Source organism: Bacillus cereus group sp. BfR-BA-01441 (genome assembly GCF_022663075.1).
Lineage (GTDB): Bacteria > Bacillota > Bacilli > Bacillales > Bacillaceae_G > Bacillus_A > Bacillus_A cereus.
The window spans coordinates 71,198-90,466 of sequence record NZ_JAKUEU010000013.1 but is presented as its reverse complement, the minus strand read 5'-3'; the positions used below and the strand labels follow the sequence as shown (position 1 = coordinate 90,466).

Genomic DNA, 19,269 nt, shown 5'->3' with positions numbered 1-19,269 from the left:
CATACGATTGTTCCCATTTTTCATTTCCCCCTAAGTTTATAATCCCAAAAACTTTTTTGTAACCGCTTAACTTTCTGTCTTTATTTTAATATGTTATACTTTTTACGTCAATAGGTTTTTAGTATAACACATTGAATATTTTCAATTTAAATTAGTATGCGATATTCAAATAAAAAAACAGCCATATTTATAAGTACGACTGTTTCACATTAATTATTCTTCATATTCCGCATGTAAAGAAGTTGACGGAACTAGAAATTTGAAAAACTGAGCTAACTCCTTTGCTTCCTCTTCTGATCCTAATTTAAAAATCTCCTGTATATATTGAACATTCTCTACATCATCTCGTCCGAGTAAAGTAGACCTTCCTGTTTGCATACAAACAATGAGCGGCTTCCCAAAAAACATATTTGTATAAATAACACCAAAATCATAACGTGTATCATGTGTCATAAACCCTAAAAATCGTACCTTCACACTTTCATGCTCATCATACAATTTTTCAAACATTGGTTTCCACCTTTCTGCATCACGTTTCATTAATAGTATATTAAACAAAACATGTAATACTCCTTTTAATTGTCAAAAAATTCAGTAGGATGTAGAATGATAGTATTCTACTAAGTTAGGGGGAACTTATATGCAACACGCCTTTATTACGCTTGTACCGAAATCCAACCAACAATCAGTTTCAATAGATGATATAAAACAACTTTTTCATTATTATAAAACAGTTACTTCTAAAACTGGTGCCCAAATTAATTACACGTATACAAATACCGCTTTTCCTTATGAAATTTTAGATACATCTACAACAACATTAAAACTTCAATCCAATCACGACCGGTATGACTCAATTTATATTGGTGTTGGTATAGAAAATGAACAATCTTTCATCCAAGTTTCTTTACCACCTAATGCAACATTTGGTGACAAAGGGAAAGCAAATGAATTTTGCCGTTTTTTAGCGAAGAAATTAGAAGGAGAGTTACAATTATTTAATGGAAGAACAATGTATTTTTATAAACGCTAATTTAAAAAATAGATAATATGATTAAAAATAATATACAATTCGAACATGTAAGAAATAAAGCTTGCTTTCTTACGTGCAATACAAAATATGCTATTACATAGGCTAAATATAGAAATACGAAAAAAAGAATAACTTTATAATGAAACTTATCACCATTCGATAATGTTAATACAGTGGAAAAGCCACTCCATAGTAGTAAATGATAAAATATAACATGTAATATTTTCATGGAACCTTCTCCTTTGACATGCTCTATTTTATTAATATATGGGGTTACGTTTGAATCAATTACATATTATAGGATGATATATATTACCTTTGAAGTAAGTTAAACCGGAATCATTTGTTAAAGTATTATATATTCATTCGACAAGTACGTTTAAAGACCTTGCAAGTCATTTGATGAAAATAAAAATAGCCCCTCTCTTACAATAAGAGAAGGGCTATTTACATTACTTAAATTATTTTACAATGTGAATTGGCATTCCAAGAGCAACTTCAGCTGCTTCCATTGTGATTTCACCTAATGTTGGGTGAGCATGGATTGTTTGAGCGATATCTTCAGCTGTCATTCCAGCTTCGATAGCTAAACCAATCTCAGAGATAATATCAGAAGCACCTGCACCTGCAACTTGAGCACCTACAAGAAGACCATCTTCTTTACGTGTTACAAGTTGTAAGAAACCGTCAGTGCTGTTTAATGATAATGCACGACCGTTAGCAGCGAATGGGAACTTAGATACAGTTACAGTCATTCCAGCTTCTTCAGCTTGTTTTTTAGTGTAACCAACAGATGCTAATTCTGGATCAGTGAAGCATACTGCAGGAATTCCGATGTAATCGATAGCTGATGCATGGCCACTAATTGCTTCTACAGCTACTTTACCTTCGTAAGAAGCTTTGTGAGCTAATGGTGGTCCAGGAACGATATCACCGATTGCATAGATGTTTGGTACATTTGTACGACATTGTTCATCGATTTCGATGATGCCGCGGTCAGTCATTTTAACTCCAACTTGCTCAAGACCGATTTCTTGAGTGTTTGGACGACGACCTACAGTTACTAATACGTAATCTGCTTCTACAGTTTGGATTTCACCTTTAACTTCAAAGCTAACTTTTACGCCAGTTTCTGTTTCTTCAACGCCTTTAGCCATAGCTTTTGTATGGATATTTACGTTACCTTTTTTCTGTAGAGCACGTTTAACAACAGAGCTCATAGCTTTTTCGAAACCAGCTAAGATTTCGTCGCCAGCTTCTACTACAGTAACTTCTGTACCGAAGTTAGCATATGCAGTACCTAATTCCATACCGATGTAACCGCCGCCGATTACAACAAGTTTTTTAGGAATTTCAGGTAAGCTTAAAGCACCTGTAGAGTTGATAACACGTTTAGAGTATTTGAATCCTGGAATTTCGATTGGTGTAGAACCAGTTGCAAGAACAGCATTTTTAAACGTATAAGTTTGAGCTGCATCTTCAGTCATAACGCGTAATGTATTAGCATCTACGAAGTAAGCTTCACCGCGAATGATTTCAACTTTGTTACCTTTAAGAAGGCCTTCAACACCGCCAGTTAATTTCTTAACTACGCCGTTTTTCCATTCTTGAACTTTTGTAAAGTCAACTTTTACGTTTTCTGCAGTAATACCCATGTCATCAGAATGCATTGCATTCTCATAACGATGACCTGCATTGATTAACGCTTTTGAAGGAATACATCCAACGTTTAAGCATACGCCACCAAGGTTAGCTTTTTCAATGATTGCTACCTTTTGACCTAATTGTGCTGCACGAATTGCCGCAACGTATCCACCAGGACCTGCACCAACAACGACTGTATCTAATTCAATTGGGAAATCTCCTACTACCATTGTTATTACGCCTCCATTACTAATAATTGTGGGTCATTCAATAGACGTTTAATTTGGTTTAACGCTTTTTGAGCAGTTGCACCGTCAATTAAACGATGGTCAAAGCTTAGAGATAATGCTAATACTGGAGCTGCAACGATCTCACCGTTTTTCACAACTGGTTTTTCAGCGATACGGCCGATACCAAGGATTGCTACTTCTGGGTGGTTGATAACTGGAGTGAACCATTGTCCACCTGCAGAACCAATGTTTGTAATTGTGCAAGAAGCACCTTTCATTTCAGCTGGAGCTAGACGACCTTCACGTGCTTTACCAGCAAGATCATTGATCTCGTTAGAGATTGTGAAGATAGACTTACGATCTGTATCTTTAACAACTGGTACTAATAGACCTTTGTCTGTATCAGCTGCGATACCGATATTGAAGTAATGTTTATGAACTACTTCTTGAGATGCATCGTCTAAAGAAGTGTTTAACATTGGGTATTCACGTAATGCAGATGTTAAAGCTTTAACAACGTACGGAAGGTAAGTTAATTTAATACCTTTGTCAGCTGCTACTGCTTTGAACTTCTTACGGTGAGCAACAAGTTCTGTTACATCTACTTCGTCCATTAATGTTACGTGAGGAGCTGTGTGTTTAGAGTTAACCATTGCTTTCGCAATCGCTTTACGGATACCACTCATTTTCTCACGAGTTTCTGGATATTCACCAGCTGGGATTGGTTGTGCTTTTGGTGCTTCTTCTTTCGCTGCTGCTGGAGTAGCTTCTACTGCTGCTGGAGCCTCAGTTGCTGCTACAGTTTGTCCACCATTTGCAAATGCATCGATGTCAGCTTTTACGATACGGCCATTCTTACCAGTACCAGCTACTTTATGAATGTCTACACCTTTTTCACGAGCGTATTTACGAACAGATGGCATAGCGATTACGCGCTCATTTACTACTTCTGCAGTTGCTGCTGGAGTAGCTTCCGCTGCTGGAGCTTCTACTGCTGCTTCTTCAGCTTTTGGAGCTTCATCATGATCGTCACCTTTAAATTTAAGGTTTTCGTATCCAGGAGCATCAAATTTAATTAATGTATCTCCTACGATTGCAACTGTTCCTTCTTCTACAAGTACTTCAAGTACTTTACCTTTAACAGGAGAAGGGATTTCTACTACTGCTTTATCATTTTGTACTTCAAGAAGTACATCGTCTTCGTTTACTTCATCGCCTGGTTTAATAAACCATTTTACGATTTCACCTTCGTGGATACCTTCACCGATATCTGGTAGTTTAAATTCAAATGCCACGGAATTCAGCCCCCTGATTCATTTCATTATTATGGAATATGTACAAAAGAAACCAGCATGTGCTGATTTCTTTTGCACATGAAAAGCTAAAAATTAGAAGTTCATTACTTTGTTTACAGCTTCAACAATATCTTTGTGGTTTGGTAACCATACGCTCTCTGCTTGAGAGAATGGGAATACTGTATCAGCAGCTGCAACACGTACAACTGGAGCTTCTAAGTTTAAGATTGCACGGTCGTTAATTTCCGCTACAACGTTAGCTGCAATACCAGCTTGTTTTTGAGCTTCTTGAACTACAACTACGCGACCTGTTTTTTCAACAGAAGCGATGATTGTTTCGATATCTAATGGTTGAACTGTACGTAAGTCAACAACCTCTAAAGAGATACCTTCTTTTTCAAGTTCTTCAGCAGCTTTTAATGCAGCGTGAACCATAGCACCGTAAGCGATAACAGATACATCTGTACCTTCACGTTTGATATCAGCTTTACCTAAATCAATTGTGTAATCACCTTCTGGTACCTCTTGACGGAATGAACGGTACAATTTCATATGCTCTAAGTAGATAACTGGATCGTTGTCACGAATCGCAGAGATTAAAAGACCTTTAGCATCGTATGGAGTAGATGGAATAACAACTTTTAGACCAGGTTGTTGAGCCACTAATCCTTCTAAGCTATCAGCATGAAGTTCAGGAGTATGAACACCACCACCGAATGGAGAACGAACTGTTACTGGAGCAGTCCAACGTCCACCAGAACGGTAACGCATACGAGCTAATTGACCAGAAATTGAATCCATTACTTCATAAACGAAACCGAAGAATTGGATTTCTGGAACTGGACGGAATCCTTCAAGTGCAAGACCAACTGCAAGTCCACCAATACCAGACTCTGCAAGTGGAGTATCCATTACACGATCTTCACCAAATTCAGCTTGTAAACCTTCAGTAGCACGGAATACACCGCCGTTTACACCAACGTCTTCACCAAATACAAGTACGTTAGGGTCATTTTTCATTTCAACGCGTAAAGCATCAGTGATTGCTTGAATCATTGTCATTTGAGCCATGGCTTACTTCGACTCCTTTTCTTTGTAGATTTCATATTGTTCAGCTAAGTTGTAAGGCATTTTTTCGTACATGATTTCCATTAAATCAGTTACTTTTTGTTTTGGAGCTTGGTCAGCCTTAGCAATTGCTTGTTTGATATCTTCTTTTGCTTCTTCGATTACTGTCTCTTCAACTTCTTGAGACCATAGGCCTTTAGCTTCTAAGAACTTACGGAAGCGTACGATTGGGTCTTTTTGTTCCCATTCGTTTTCGATATCTTTTGTACGGTAACGAGTTGGGTCATCACCAGCCATTGTATGTGGACCGTAACGGAATGTTAAAGTCTCGATTAAAGTAGGGCCTTCGCCATTTACTGCGCGCTCACGAGCGAAAGCAGTTGCTGCGTATACAGCTAATGGATCCATACCGTCTACTTGAATTCCGTAAATACCTGCTGCTACTGCTTTTTGTGCTACAGTTTTAGCTGCAGATTGCTTTTCTACTGGAGTAGAGATTGCATAACGGTTGTTTTGAACAACGAAGATTGCTGGAGCTTTGAATGCACCTGCAAAGTTCATACCTTCGTAGAAGTCACCTTGTGAAGCACCACCGTCACCAGTGTAAGTAATTGCAACAGATTTTTTACCACGTAGTTTCATACCTAACGCAACACCAGCAGTTTGGATGATTTGCGCACCGATAATGATCTGTGGAGCTAATGCATTTACATTCTCAGGCATTTGGTTACCCATGAAGTGTCCACGAGAGAATAAGAATGCTTGGTATAATGGTAATCCGTGCCATACTAATTGTGGTACATCACGGTATCCTGGTAAGATGAAGTCTTCTGCTTCAAGTGCGAAATGACTTGCTAATTGAGAAGCTTCTTGTCCAGCTGTAGGTGCGTAGAAACCTAAACGTCCTTGACGGTTTAAAGAAATAGAACGTTGATCTAATACGCGAGTATACACCATACGACGCATTAATTCTTTTAATTGATCATCAGATAATTCAGGCATAGCTGCTTCATTCACAACTTCACCGTTTTCATTTAAAATTTGTAATGTTTCAAATTGAGCTGCGATAGCTTTCATTTGCTCATCAACATTAAATAGGGTCTTTTTTGTTTTAGTACCCATTCCGTTCACCTCTTCCTCTCTTGAACCATATTCTGAAACGCTTTCACTGGCTATTTTCCAGTTTAAAAAGCGCAACGATGTAAACCAACATGTTTGTATGTCGGTTGAGAATAATTTTGTGTACCTAACAATCTGTACTAATGTTTTTTCAGAAACATATTAATACAATCTTGATCACGTTTTTTAGTTTACAACTATTCTAATTACGATGTCAATTACTTTGAATACGTTTTTTTATAAATAATATGCAGGTTTCTACTACACAAACGTGTTTTTATTTTTTACATCTGTATTAGTAAGCATTGACCTACTGTTATATTATTCCCTTTTTCACTTATTTTTTCTCTTAGAATAATATGTAAACGATTTAATTCTCTTTAGTTTTTCTCTCTTCGTAACAAAAATATACAAACTACTCTTCCTTTTTTAGGTAAATACCTATACATTTCTACCCTCTCTTCCATACATTATAGTAACCGCAGTATTAGCGGGAAATGATAAAGGAGGTCATCTCATGTACGGATACTCATATTGCTATCCAACTTGTTCATATCCTTCCTACGGTTATGGCGGTTCTTGTGGCGGGTCTGGACGCGGCTTCGCCTTAATCGTTGTGTTGTTTATTCTTTTAATTATCGTTGGTGCTGCTTGCATTCGCTAATTGTAAAACGAAACAACTATGGAAAGAAAAAGACGGCTTTGCCGTCTTTTTCTGTTTACCACATACATAACTACTCTATAATAGAACGATTTCCAAAATGCCTTCCCTTTCTTGCCGATGACTTTTTCCATCTCCTTTGGTAGACTAAAGAGGAAAGGAGAGATTACATATGCTTACAATGAAAGATGTTATTCGCGAAGGAGATCCTATTTTGCGCAACGTTGCAGAAGAGGTGTCCTTACCGGCAAGCGAAGAAGATACAACTACCTTAAAAGAAATGATTGAATTCGTAATAAATAGCCAAGATCCTGAAATGGCTGAAAAATATAGTTTACGCCCTGGAATCGGATTAGCGGCTCCGCAAATCGGTGTTTCAAAAAAAATGATTGCAGTTCATGTAACCGATGCGGATGGTACATTATATAGCCATGCATTATTCAATCCAAAAATCATTAGCCATTCTGTTGAACGTACATATTTACAGGGTGGTGAAGGCTGTCTATCTGTAGACCGCGAAGTACCTGGTTATGTTCCTCGTTATACAAGAATTACAGTAAAAGCAACTTCTATTAACGGAGAAGAAGTAAAATTACGTTTAAAAGGTTTACCAGCAATCGTATTTCAGCACGAGATTGACCATTTAAATGGCGTTATGTTCTATGACCATATCAATAAAGAAAATCCTTTTGCCGCTCCTGATGATTCCAAACCTCTAGAGCGATAATAATAAAAAGGCGTAAGTTAATCTTCCGCCTTTTTATTATGAAATGGGTTCCATATTCACTTATAGCAATCCAGCCCACTTTAGTCCATGATATATACCGTCTTCATTAACATCCTTTGTCACATGATTTGCAAGTTTTTTCAAGTCTTCATGGCCATTTCCCATCACAATACCTGTGCCAACGGCTTCGATCATTTCTAAATCATTTAAGCCATCTCCAAATGCATACACTTGATCACGATTAAAACCTAACTTTTCAATGTATTTCTCAATTCCTTTTGCCTTAGAACCACCATTCGGAATGATATCCATTGAATATGCATGCCAACGAATAAAATGAAAATCTGGATAATGATTAATAAACTTTTCCTCTTCATTTACTTCACAAAAAAGTAGTGTTTGATAAATATTACGTTCCTCATAAAAATTAGGCTCATATGCTGGATGCTCAAAGTTTAAGCTTCCAAAGCCTTCTTTCACATAATCATGATATTCCACTGATGCTCTCATATCTTGATGGTCAAGATATACAAGTGGATATCCTTCTTGTTTTGCAAACTGAGTAAACTTATGTAAAGCATCTGGATGTAACGGATTATTAAATATTACCTCATCTTCAAAGACAACATATTGTCCATTAAAACTAACATAATTATGTATATCAAGTTCCTTACGAATATCTTCGAACATAAATGGCGCGCGCCCTGTCGCAATTGCTACATGTACACCTTTTTCTTGTAACTGTTTTACTGCATCTCGTGTAGATTGCGGAATTTTTTTATCATGATCTAATAATGTTCCATCAATATCAAAAAAGACAATTTTATCATTCATTTGTCAAAATCCTTTCTGGCACTCTATATTCCTATTTTGAATATCACTTTTCAAATTCTAAAAAAAAGTATAACATATTAAACATCTGTGAAGAAAGCGTTCCCTTTCTGACCTTATTTGTAAACTTTGCATATATATATTAGTAAAACATGTGGATACTTGTTCGTATGAATTTTCTTTTCCATTCTTCCTCATACTATACCTATAACTAACGGCTACTAATCGTTACTATAGAATAACTTTCACTGTATGGGAAAGGACAAGATTCACCATTCACTTTTGTCCTATCTCTTATATCAGAGATAGAGTTTTCACTAGTAATAGGCATGTTTAAAATAAGGAAAGGAAGGAGTAATCATGCTGAAGAAGCTGAAGAAAAAGCTCAAGCGTTATTTAAATGGTCTAGTCCGTAAAAAGACAGTCGCTTAAATTGTGCCCATTTCGGGCTTTTTCTTCATTCTCATTCGAAAAAACATGAAAATCGTGACTGTTTGCTTTATAATAAGTAACAGATAATGCAAAACATAGACAAGGAGAGGTTTTCCAAATGATTTTTAAAGTATTTTATCAAGAAAAATTAACTGAGGTTCCAGTACGTGAAAATACAAAAGTTTTATATTTAGAGGCTACGTCTGAAAAGGATGTTCGTACAAAATTAAATAAGTTCGCATATAATATCGAGTTTGTTCAGTCTGTTACTGGCGCTCATCTTGAATATGAAAAAGAAAACGCTGATTTAACATTAGCGGAAATCGTATAGCGATATGAAATTTCTAAAAAACGACCAAGTTGCTGTATTTGCTCTCGGTGGGCTTGGTGAAATCGGTAAAAATACATACGCTGTTCAATTTCAAGATGAAATTATTATAATTGATGCTGGAATTAAATTTCCAGAGGACGAACTTCTCGGAATCGATTATGTAATACCAGACTACACTTATTTTGTGCGAAACGAAGATAAAATTAAAGGGTTATTCATTACACATGGTCACGAAGATCATATCGGCGGAATCCCTTACCTATTACGTCAAGTGAACATTCCAATTTACGGCGGAAAATTAGCAATTGCACTCATCAAAAACAAACTAGAAGAACACGGCTTACTTCGTAAAGCAAAACTTTACGAGATTCAAGAAGATGACGTTATTAAATTCAAAAAAACGTCTGTATCCTTCTTCCGTACAACTCACAGTATTCCAGATTCGTACGGCGTTGTTGTGAAAACACCTCAAGGTCAAGTCGTTCATACAGGTGACTTCAAATTTGACTTCACACCAGTTGGTGAACCAGCTGATTTAACAAAAATGGCTGAAATCGGTAAAGATGGCGTACTATGTCTATTATCTGATAGTACGAACAGTGAAGTTCCAAACTTTACTATGTCTGAGCGTCGCGTTGGTGATAGTATTCAAGACATTTTCCGTAAAGTAGAAGGACGGATTATATTCGCAACCTTTGCATCAAATATTCACCGCTTACAACAAGTTGTTGAAGCTGCTGTTGAAAACAACCGTAAAGTAGCTGTGTTTGGTCGAAGTATGGAAGCAGCGATTGAAATTGGACAAAACCTTGGTTATATTCGTTGCCCGAAAGATACATTCATAGATGCATCTCAACTAAACCGCTTACCAGCTAATAAAGTTGTTATTTTATGTACAGGTAGTCAAGGTGAACCGATGGCAGCACTTTCACGTATTGCAAACGGTACACACCGCCAAATTCAAATTATTCCTGGAGATACAGTTGTTTTCTCTTCTTCACCAATTCCAGGAAATACAATTAGCGTAAGTCGTACAATTAACATGTTGTACCGCGCTGGCGCTGATGTAATTCATGGGAAACTTTCAAATATCCATACAAGTGGACACGGTGGACAAGAAGAACAAAAGTTAATGTTACGTCTAATTAAACCGAAGTACTTCATGCCAATTCATGGTGAATATCGTATGCAGCGTATGCACATGAACATAGCAAATGATTGTGGCATCCCTGAAGAAAATTGCTTCATTATGGATAATGGCGATGTTCTTGCTTTACGTTCGGATGAAGCTAGCGTAGCTGGAAAAATCCCATCTGGTTCGGTCTACATTGATGGAAACGGTATTGGAGATATTGGCAATATCGTATTACGCGATCGTCGTATCCTTTCTGAAGAAGGACTTGTAATTGTAGTTGTAAGCATTGATATGAAAGAATTTAAAGTTGCAGCAGGACCTGATATCATCTCACGCGGTTTCGTTTACATGCGTGAAAGTAGCGATTTAATCAATGATGCACAAACATTAATTACAACTCATTTAGAAAAAGTAATGGAGCGTAAAACAACACAATGGTCTGAAATTAAAAATGAAATTACAGACACATTAGCTCCATTCCTATATGAGAAAACGAAACGCCGTCCAATGATTTTACCAATCATTATGGAAATATAAGAAAAGGACAATGCCATGAAGGCATTGTCCTTTTCTTTTCTCTTATCTTAAAAAGTGTTTAAATCGATCCACTTCATCGTCATGACCAATGACAATTAATATATCTCCTGCTTGAATATTCTCCGTAGCTCGAGGGGATACGATAACTTCTTTGCCTCGTTTAATTGCTACAATATTCAATCCAAACTTCGCACGAATATCTAATTCAATTAAAGAGTGCCCATCAATTTTTTTATTCGCAATAATCTCTACAATACTATGCTCATCTGAAAGCTCAAGGTAGTCTAGCACATTGCTTGATGCAATATTATTAGCAATCCTTTTCCCCATATCACGTTCTGGATGCACAATATGATCTGCACCTATTTTACTTAACACTTTTTCATGATAATCATTTTGAGCTTTTACAGTAATATTTTTTACACCCAACTCTTTCAAAATCAAAGTCGTTAAAATACTTGAATTTAAATTATCTCCAATAGCAACGACTACGTGATCAAAATTTCGAATACCAAGGCTTTTTAATACCATCTCATCTGTTGAATCTGCAATTACAGCATGCGAAGCTATATTTGCAAATTCATTAATTTTATCCTCATCTGAATCGATTGCCATTACTTCCATTCCTAATTGAGCTAGTTCTCGGCAAATACTTCCACCAAAGCGACCAAGTCCAATGACAGCAAATTCTTTTTCTTTCTCACCCACGGGAATTCCTCCAATAACTTCAAGTACTATTTATTTTCAGTGTAACACACTTTATATGCGTCACAAAAACTGTAATTAGCTCTTATTTTTGTTTTTGTATATAAAAATATTGTTGCAAGTAAAAAGCGATACCAACAAGTAGCATAGCAAATACAAATATATTTCCAAAAGAACTAAATGTTTCAAAAACGAATAATAATGTTTCTTGACCAAAAAAGGCAAATAGAAGCTGTGTGAATGCAAATAACAACGCCCATATGTAATGATGTTGATGGAATAAATAATGCGTTGCACCTAAAAAAGCAATAAACGAAAAGATAAAGATCCACCAATTTTCTAAAAATAGTTGCCAATTAGAAAATTGATATCCATTTACTAATATCGCAATAAGCGCGATAACTACCATCGTCGGCACACTCCAAAATAATGCCCGTCCTCTAAAGAAACGAGTGCCTTTAACATCTCCTTTTTCATGTGCAATATATGTTAGTACTACTGTGCTTATATACAAAACAGAAAGAATTGTTAAAACGATAATAAGCCAAAAATGTAATTGATAATATTCATGCTCTATATTTGTCACGATTGCAGCTAACATGCACGGAATTAACATTCCCGTCCAACCATCTACTTTTCTTTCATTCCAAAAGACCGTATTACCAATCCTTATTCCTAACAACATAAAAATAATGATACCCAATACAAATAACGTAGTTTTATTCCCTACTAAACTCGTTGAAAAAGCAATTAATCCAATAAATAAAAAGAGCACAAACCCATTCATAATTTCTAGTACAGGTGATAAATATCTCTTCACCCATTTGTATGTTTCGTCATATTCATTATTATCTACTAGACGATAGGCATAAAAACTTATCCCAAAATAAACCGCCGCAATAATAACGTACGCATATAAGACGAAACATAAAATCGCACTGCTAATTTGCACGTAATTCCCCACCCTTTTTTCTATGTTTCACATTGATTTTACACACTTTTCATACTAAAAGTAAACATATATAAGTTAGTCAAATAATTAATAATGAGCAGTGGCTAACCCCCCTGCTCATTATTAAAACAGTACAATTAACTTTAATTCTTCCATTTGTATGTCAATGTCTAAAATCAATCTATACGAGCGTTACTTACACCTCAGAACAAAAAGTTTTTTGGAGCCTTCAAGAAAGTGGAAGTTTTATTTTCTATTCCCTTTCCACTTTACATATTGGCTTAAAAATGTAATTGCCTTTTCAATCACTTCTTCGTCTGGTTTTAATTTTGCATGATGTAAACCATATTCTGAATTTACTCCAAGCCAAAACATAAATCCAGGGATTTCTCGAAGCATATAACCAAAATCTTCACCCGTCATTGCCTCAGTACATGTAATAACATTCATATCAGTTTGTTTATGTACAAATTCCATAAACTCTCTCGTTAACTCTTCATGGTTATATACTTGATGATACATTGCTCCGTAATCTATAATCGCCTCACACTGGAAAGAAGCTTCGATACCTGCAACAATTGACTCAATTCTGCTTTTCACACGCTTCATTGATTCCACTGATAATGTTCGAATCGTTCCTTCTAAACGAGATTTTTCTGCAATAATATTTTGAACCGTACCACCAGTAATTTTCCCGATTGTAATTACTGCACTATCAAGAGGATTTACATTGCGACTAATAACGGATTGAAGCTGTGTAACAAGATGACTCGCTGCAACAATCATGTCATTTGCAGTATGTGGATAGGCAGCATGGCCACCTTTCCCTTTTAAATCAATATATAATTCTGAAGTATTGGCAAATAACAGTCCTTCTTTCGTTGCAATTGTCCCCACAGCGTATTCTGGTGCAATATGAAGACCAAGAATTATATTTGGTTTCCATTCTTTTAACTCTTCACTTTCTAACATAGGAAGAGCACCGCCTGGTCCTTCTTCTGCTGGCTGGAATAGAAATACAAGGTCATCATCTATTCTTTCGCTCACAGCTTTCGTTAGAAGGCCTAAACCGATTGTTGTATGTACATCATGGCCACATGCATGCATCATTCCTTCATGAATAGAAGCAAACTCGTATCCAGTTTCCTCTGTAATTGGTAAACCGTCTATATCTGCACGATAACCTATTATTTTTTCGGGATTTTTTCCATTTACTTTAACGATTACACCCGTTTTCCATGTCTTCACTTCCACAAATTTATGAGAAAGTGTTCCTATATAATCTAAAATATACTGTTGTGTTTTCCATTCCTTAAATCCGATTTCTGGAATTCTATGTAGATCTCTACGAATTTGGACAAATTTGCTTACTGTCATTTTTGCACCTCTATCTATAAAAAGCGTAAGAGCCCATTTACGCTCTTACGCTTTTTTTACTTTTTATTTCTCTGGGTTTAATTGACGAAGCTCTTGTTTAATTTCTGTTTTTGCTTTTGTCTTCTCATCAATTTCTTTAATTACACGTGCTGGAGTACCTGCAACAACTGTGTATGGAGGCACATCTTCTGTTACAACAGCTCCCGCTGCTACAACTGCACCTTTACCTACTGTAACACCCTCTAAAACAACTACATTTGCACCGATTACTACATCATCTTCAACGATAACTGGTTTTGCAGAAGGTGGCTCAATAACACCTGCAAGTACAGCACCTGCACCTACGTGACAGTTTTTACCGACTGTTGCACGTCCACCAAGTACTGCGTTCATGTCGATCATAGAACCTTCACCAATTACAGCACCAATGTTAATTGTTGCATTCATCATAATTACAGCGTTGTCACCAATTTCAACATGGTCACGAATAATAGCACCTGGCTCGATGCGAGCTTTAATACCTTTTAAATCAAGCATTGGGATTGCAGAATTACGACGATCGTTTTCTACAACGTAGTCAACGATGTGCTTATTATTCTCATCAAGAATTGTCTTAATTTCAGACCATTCTCCGAATAATACACCTGATTTTTTATTCACAAATGCTTGTACTGTTTCAGGGAATGTTACTTCTTTTAAATCCCCTTTTATGTATACCTTTACAGGAGTTTTCTTTTCACTTTTTTGAATAAACGAAATAATTTCGTTAGCGTCCATCATTTTCATTCTTGTTGCCTCCTAAATCCATTTATAATGTTACTCTACCAAACGAAAGAGCGAGTAGCAAGATAATAATCTTATTTTCCCCTTTGAATTTCTTCTATAATTTCTAAAAATGCTTGTACTTGCTTCAACTGCCTTGCCGAGTCACTTGTTAACAACCATGTTTCTCTCGTCAGTTGAACAGGTGTTTTATACATATTTTCCTGTACTTCCTTTAAAACAGTAGAAGGTAAAAGGGCATAACCTATACCATTTAAAACAAGTTGTTTACATGTTTCAATTTGGTCAACTACAATCGTTCGCTTAGGCGGATTAGAAAATAAACCATACCACCAATTTTGTATTTGTCCATAATAAGTCGAGTCACTTTTAAATTGAATGAACGGCCTATTTGTTTCTTTTAACATCGAAATATCTTTTATTTCTTTATCAACTAAATACAGTTCATCTTCAAATAATTGTTGCTTCTGACCTTTATATTCTTGTGTTCCCCTCAGTATAGCAACATGCACGTCTCCTTCATAAAACTGCTTTTGCACTTCACTACTCCATCCAGTAAACAGCGATATCTTTACAGAAGGATATTTATGCACAAACTTTTTCAAAACAGGAGGGAGCCAATATTGACCAATAACTGATGCAACAGCTATTTTTAACGTTCCATGAGTTTCCGTTCTGAAAACAGCCAGCTCACTTTTTATATCTTCTTCCCTTTGCAACATTTCTTTGGCATAATTTGCAACTTTTTCCCCTTCAGGTGTAATTGTCAATCCTTTTTGTGAGCGAATAAAAAACTTCATTCCCCATTGTTTCTCCATAGATTGTAATCGTTGACTCAGCGCAGGTTGGGAAACAAATAAACGTTCCGCCGCTTTTCTCATATTTGATTCCTGAGCTAACACAACCATCATTTGAAAATCATCAATTTGCAACTTTCTCCCTCTTTCCTTAGCTTCCATACACCTTATTTCAATAAGCTTTTCATCCTTAATTTACCCGAATGCTTTCATTCAGAAAATACAATTGTCCAGCACAAACTTTCCTTATGTTTTATGTCTTTTTAAATATAATACATACACAAGTGATATGCACGAAAAAAAAGTGACTTCTTCGTTTCTATGAAGTCACTTTTTTCACTTTATCGATTATGTTGCCTTACTTTCTTATTCAACAATTTTAAAATAGCCCGACGTGTTAAAATCCCCTCAAAATAGCCTTCTTCATTAACAGCGCAAATAAAAGGATGATCAATTGTCATTTCTAAAGCTTTTGCAAATGAATCGTCTAATTTAAGAACAGGTATATCTTCTTTCATCACCTGCTCTACTTTCATATCATCGAGCCTTTCAAACTCAATACGTTCTAATCCTAACATACCATCTAATATCATGGCAGTACTAATCAAACCATGTAGTTTATACATTGGATCTAAGACAGGTATCGCTGAATATCCAGATTTTACAAGAACGAGTAAAGCATGTTCTAAACTATTTCCAATTTGGACATGAGCTACTTTTTCCGATGAAATCATTAAATCCTTCACAAGAATTTGTTGAAATTCGTCTTTCGGAATACTAATCATATTACATCCCCCATTTTCCCTTTTTCCTGCTTATGTTCACAACTCTATTCACATTTTATGACAGCGTTTTCATATTATTATTTTGTCCTAAATTTATTTCAATAAAAATACAATCACACAGCTATTTTAGCATACCGCACAAAAAAAAGACTACCATTCCGGTAGCGCTTAATACCCTTTATTTTTTAATCTGTAAAATAACCTTGTGATTTTTTTATATTGCATCACATCTGTCTGTTTCAAACCATTCTCAATATCTGTAAGTTCCACAGCTAAAATTTCACTTGCGTAATTTTGCTGAAATAAAATATCTAGTAGTAAACTTTCTTCTTCCCTCGTTAAAACAACTTCCCTTTGCATATACCCCTCTCCTTACACTCGCATCGTTACTCTTATTATATAAAAAATTCAACCTATTTAATAGATGTAATATTCAGTTTTCATTTAAAGATATGTAACAATCGTACACATACAAAAAAATCATTTCGTATATCGATTTGCATAGCTAAACGCCGCATAAGCATCCGGCTTAATTTTTGCAGTTAATCCCATCGCTCGAATTTTTTCTGTCATATCTAAAATAAATTCTTTTGTTAAGCCATCATTCCCAATGTCTAAATGAATTTCCATTATGAATCCAGCCCCATCTTGAGCATAAGGATGCAATAACTCCCATATTGTTTGTATATGAGTAGGCGTAAATAGACATGCGATTTCTTGACTAAACTGCGTTTCTAAATATATTTTCTCACGTAAGGTCGCTGGCTTATCTTTTACTGATTTATGGTGTAAACAACCCCAGGCACCTTTTCCAACACGATGAATATGGATTGCTGTAATAAACCTCGTATCCTTTTGATGCGCTTGCGAGTCTGTCCCAATGGATAATCGATACAAATTTCGCGGATCCTTTTCAATGAAACTACAAATACGGTTAAAGACCATATCAAAATTTAAATGTCTCTCTGAAACATTGTAAAATTTATGTGCACCGTCCACAGAGTCACGTCCTTTCAATTAGACAGACTTTTCGTATTCTCATTGTATGGGACAAAAACTAAAATTATAACTTCCTATCCTTTATTCGTTTCAATATTTCGAATTACAAAGTGACAAACTTGGCACGTATAAATTACATTTTGATTAGATTGAGCCGTTAATACATGAATAATCTCAGCAGAACTTTGACAATTAGGACAAATCACAACTGGTAAACGTTCCATACGATAACCTCCTAGTTATATTTCTCCCGCTATTTGCAAAACCCAGCGATAGTGAGAAGTTTAGCTTCACATATTCACCCGGTTGACGGGACTAATTATCCACATGGATAAGCAAACTTGCACGGATTAAATTTTCATTTTAATACCATTGTAGGAAAAATAAAAAACTTCTATACATTACGCTGGAAAGTAATAGAACTAAAAAAGGTACTGCCATGTGGCAGTACCTTTTTTATATGTATCAAGAAATGATATCGTAAATCTCAATTGCAACCATGTCGATATTATCGAATTGATATACTTGAGGTTTTTCACCTTGTTGATACACTTCTAACTCATACATTTCACTTTTATCGAAAAATTTCACGCTACATTTGCGCTCACCGTTCACTTCAAAATAGCGTTGTGCTACTTCACCGCTTTCAGCTTGTTCTTGTAGACTAACAAGTCGAGTTAAAATTCCTTGGAGTAGAGACATGAAATCTCTCCTTTCTCTGATCTTCCTACCAATAGGTTTTACAGCTATACTCATTCTATCCGTCATAACAGAAAAAATGTTCCACACTCTAGGATAAAGGTTATTGGCCAGAAACTCAACTAAAAATTTGTCGAAATGCGAAGGAAAAAACAGAAAGAACATATTTCTCCTTCATTATTGCGGTTTTTATACTGGAAGAATATAATAAAAAACAGAAAAAAGGAGGAATTACAATGAAAAAAATTGAGGTTTATACACAACCCGATTGTCCGCCATGTGTTATTGTAAAAGAATTTTTGAAGCATAATAACGTTGCATATGAAGAATTTGACGTAAAAAAAGACGCTGCTGCTCGCAATCGTCTTTTATACGACTATGATTCTTATTCAACTCCAACAGTCGTAATTGATGGCGAAGTAGTTGCAGGTTTTCAAATTGAAAAGTTACAACAACTACTCAATATAGAATAGGAATAGGTAAATACCTATTCCTATTCTTATCCCGCTATTTGTAGGTAGTAAAACTCCCACCCACTGATTAAAAGTTTCACTTTATAATTGTTGCAACCTTTTTATTTCAGTTAAAAGTTCCTGACTTTCATGATATCCTGCTAACTTCCATTTATCTTGATCCCTTTTCAATGTTACAATTTGATATTGTCCACTTTTTGTCCGCTCATATACATATAAATTTTTATGTTCTTCATCATACGACATTTTCGTTTCTGAATTAAAAGAAAACGGTGCTTCTTTTGCCGGAAGTAAATATTCACCACTTTGTTTATCACTTCTGCTATTTTCATCTGTAAATACTTGAAGGAAATTATCTGTAAAATACGGTGATAACGTCTCTATCATCTTATTCATCGGCAAATGCTTCCCACGAATTGAAAACTGGGTTTCATAGCCTTTTTGTATCGTTGTAAATACTTCTTTCCGATCGACTTCCACTTCCTCTTTTCCTAAAACAGTCGTAACACTATAACCAACTAGAAAGGCAACACATACAAATAGAACAAGCCATATTCCATATTTCCTCATTTTTTCACCTTCCTTTTAAAAGAACTTGTCTTTGTAGTATTCATTGTAACAATGATTATGCAAAGAAAGGACAGATTTCGTTCGTA

At 35.7% G+C, this 19,269-nt stretch carries 24 protein-coding genes; 6 read left to right on the top strand and 18 right to left on the bottom strand.

All coding sequences use genetic code 11. From position 1 onward, the window contains the following. Positions 1 to 213 precede the first annotated feature (213 nt). Complete coding sequence (locus MR107_RS08595; protein WP_000462038.1) at positions 214 to 510, bottom strand: DUF3055 domain-containing protein; 297 nt, start codon at positions 508 to 510, stop codon at positions 214 to 216. A 130-nt stretch (positions 511 to 640) separates the two neighbouring features. On the opposite strand from MR107_RS08595, the gene MR107_RS08590 reads away from it, so the two are divergent. Next, positions 641 to 1,033, top strand: coding sequence for a DUF1885 family protein (locus MR107_RS08590; RefSeq protein WP_001163299.1), 393 nt, complete (start codon positions 641 to 643; stop codon positions 1,031 to 1,033). Position 1,034: 1 nt separating this feature from the next. Here the strand turns inward: MR107_RS08590 and MR107_RS08585 are convergent, their stop codons facing one another. From MR107_RS08585 to pdhA, 5 genes are all read right to left on the bottom strand, one after another. Beyond that, a complete protein-coding gene (locus MR107_RS08585) occupies positions 1,035 to 1,262 on the bottom strand; it encodes a hypothetical protein (RefSeq protein ID WP_000697469.1) in 228 nt (75 codons plus the stop codon). A 232-nt stretch (positions 1,263 to 1,494) separates the two neighbouring features. Further along, on the bottom strand, positions 1,495 to 2,907 hold the full coding sequence (gene lpdA, locus MR107_RS08580) for a dihydrolipoyl dehydrogenase (RefSeq protein ID WP_000260104.1): 1,413 nt from the start codon (positions 2,905 to 2,907) through the stop codon (positions 1,495 to 1,497). Between the two features lie 5 nt (positions 2,908 to 2,912). After that, on the bottom strand, positions 2,913 to 4,202 hold the full coding sequence (gene pdhC, locus MR107_RS08575) for a pyruvate dehydrogenase complex dihydrolipoyllysine-residue acetyltransferase (protein WP_000863419.1): 1,290 nt from the start codon (positions 4,200 to 4,202) through the stop codon (positions 2,913 to 2,915). Between the two features lie 93 nt (positions 4,203 to 4,295). Next, entirely contained in the window at positions 4,296 to 5,273 is a 978-nt protein-coding gene (gene pdhB / locus MR107_RS08570; protein ID WP_000068168.1) for a pyruvate dehydrogenase complex E1 component subunit beta, read from the bottom strand. 3 nt (positions 5,274 to 5,276) lie between these two features. After that, positions 5,277 to 6,392 carry a pyruvate dehydrogenase E1 component subunit alpha gene (pdhA, locus tag MR107_RS08565; RefSeq protein WP_000536895.1) on the bottom strand — a complete coding sequence of 372 codons (1,116 nt, stop codon included), beginning with the start codon at positions 6,390 to 6,392 and terminating at the stop codon, positions 5,277 to 5,279. 514 nt (positions 6,393 to 6,906) lie between these two features. Here pdhA and MR107_RS08560 point away from each other — a divergent pair. Further along, positions 6,907 to 7,053: a YjcZ family sporulation protein gene (locus tag MR107_RS08560; RefSeq protein WP_000274562.1), complete on the top strand. Its 147-nt coding sequence runs from the start codon at positions 6,907 to 6,909 to the stop codon at positions 7,051 to 7,053. A gap of 169 nt (positions 7,054 to 7,222) precedes the next feature. Continuing rightward, positions 7,223 to 7,777: a peptide deformylase gene (def, locus tag MR107_RS08555; protein ID WP_000957048.1), complete on the top strand. Its 555-nt coding sequence runs from the start codon at positions 7,223 to 7,225 to the stop codon at positions 7,775 to 7,777. Between the two features lie 60 nt (positions 7,778 to 7,837). Here def and MR107_RS08550 read toward each other — a convergent pair whose 3' ends face one another. Further along, a complete protein-coding gene (locus MR107_RS08550; protein WP_000998268.1) occupies positions 7,838 to 8,611 on the bottom strand; it encodes a Cof-type HAD-IIB family hydrolase in 774 nt (257 codons plus the stop codon). A gap of 547 nt (positions 8,612 to 9,158) precedes the next feature. Between MR107_RS08550 and MR107_RS08545 the strand changes: the two genes are divergently transcribed. Further along, entirely contained in the window at positions 9,159 to 9,371 is a 213-nt protein-coding gene (locus MR107_RS08545; protein WP_000576435.1) for a DNA-dependent RNA polymerase subunit epsilon, read from the top strand. 4 nt (positions 9,372 to 9,375) lie between these two features. Further along, the gene (rnjA, locus tag MR107_RS08540) at positions 9,376 to 11,043 is read left to right on the top strand and encodes a ribonuclease J1 (protein ID WP_000670377.1); all 1,668 of its coding nucleotides are present in this window, start codon (positions 9,376 to 9,378) and stop codon (positions 11,041 to 11,043) included. A 42-nt stretch (positions 11,044 to 11,085) separates the two neighbouring features. On the opposite strand, the gene MR107_RS08535 is transcribed toward rnjA, so the two are convergent. From MR107_RS08535 to MR107_RS08490, 10 genes are all read right to left on the bottom strand, one after another. Then, positions 11,086 to 11,751, bottom strand: coding sequence for a potassium channel family protein (locus tag MR107_RS08535; protein ID WP_000504032.1), 666 nt, complete (start codon positions 11,749 to 11,751; stop codon positions 11,086 to 11,088). A gap of 82 nt (positions 11,752 to 11,833) precedes the next feature. Continuing rightward, entirely contained in the window at positions 11,834 to 12,700 is an 867-nt protein-coding gene (locus MR107_RS08530; protein ID WP_001167324.1) for a cytochrome c oxidase assembly protein, read from the bottom strand. 246 nt (positions 12,701 to 12,946) lie between these two features. Beyond that, complete coding sequence (locus MR107_RS08525; RefSeq protein ID WP_000218676.1) at positions 12,947 to 14,077, bottom strand: N-acetyldiaminopimelate deacetylase; 1,131 nt, start codon at positions 14,075 to 14,077, stop codon at positions 12,947 to 12,949. Between the two features lie 63 nt (positions 14,078 to 14,140). Further along, on the bottom strand, positions 14,141 to 14,863 hold the full coding sequence (gene dapD / locus MR107_RS08520) for a 2,3,4,5-tetrahydropyridine-2,6-dicarboxylate N-acetyltransferase (RefSeq protein ID WP_000783241.1): 723 nt from the start codon (positions 14,861 to 14,863) through the stop codon (positions 14,141 to 14,143). A gap of 71 nt (positions 14,864 to 14,934) precedes the next feature. Further along, positions 14,935 to 15,819: a LysR family transcriptional regulator gene (locus tag MR107_RS08515; protein ID WP_002026259.1), complete on the bottom strand. Its 885-nt coding sequence runs from the start codon at positions 15,817 to 15,819 to the stop codon at positions 14,935 to 14,937. A 179-nt stretch (positions 15,820 to 15,998) separates the two neighbouring features. Next, positions 15,999 to 16,442 (bottom strand): cyclic-di-AMP-binding protein CbpB, encoded by a 444-nt coding sequence (gene cbpB / locus MR107_RS08510; RefSeq protein WP_000623579.1) that lies wholly within the window; start codon positions 16,440 to 16,442, stop codon positions 15,999 to 16,001. Between the two features lie 168 nt (positions 16,443 to 16,610). Beyond that, entirely contained in the window at positions 16,611 to 16,802 is a 192-nt protein-coding gene (gene abbA, locus MR107_RS08505) for an antirepressor AbbA (protein WP_242292239.1), read from the bottom strand. Between the two features lie 120 nt (positions 16,803 to 16,922). After that, positions 16,923 to 17,441 carry a ribonuclease H-like YkuK family protein gene (locus MR107_RS08500; protein ID WP_000348488.1) on the bottom strand — a complete coding sequence of 173 codons (519 nt, stop codon included), beginning with the start codon at positions 17,439 to 17,441 and terminating at the stop codon, positions 16,923 to 16,925. 74 nt (positions 17,442 to 17,515) lie between these two features. Next, positions 17,516 to 17,665: a hypothetical protein gene (locus MR107_RS08495; protein ID WP_000440540.1), complete on the bottom strand. Its 150-nt coding sequence runs from the start codon at positions 17,663 to 17,665 to the stop codon at positions 17,516 to 17,518. Positions 17,666 to 17,906: 241 nt separating this feature from the next. After that, on the bottom strand, positions 17,907 to 18,143 hold the full coding sequence (locus MR107_RS08490) for a YkuJ family protein (protein ID WP_000055151.1): 237 nt from the start codon (positions 18,141 to 18,143) through the stop codon (positions 17,907 to 17,909). A 233-nt stretch (positions 18,144 to 18,376) separates the two neighbouring features. Here MR107_RS08490 and MR107_RS08485 point away from each other — a divergent pair, with 233 nt between their 5' ends. Continuing rightward, positions 18,377 to 18,613 (top strand): glutaredoxin family protein, encoded by a 237-nt coding sequence (locus tag MR107_RS08485; protein ID WP_000717875.1) that lies wholly within the window; start codon positions 18,377 to 18,379, stop codon positions 18,611 to 18,613. 81 nt (positions 18,614 to 18,694) lie between these two features. On the opposite strand, the gene MR107_RS08480 is transcribed toward MR107_RS08485, so the two are convergent. Next, the gene (locus MR107_RS08480; protein ID WP_001233804.1) at positions 18,695 to 19,183 is read right to left on the bottom strand and encodes a DUF3993 domain-containing protein; all 489 of its coding nucleotides are present in this window, start codon (positions 19,181 to 19,183) and stop codon (positions 18,695 to 18,697) included. Positions 19,184 to 19,269: the final 86 nt, after the last annotated feature.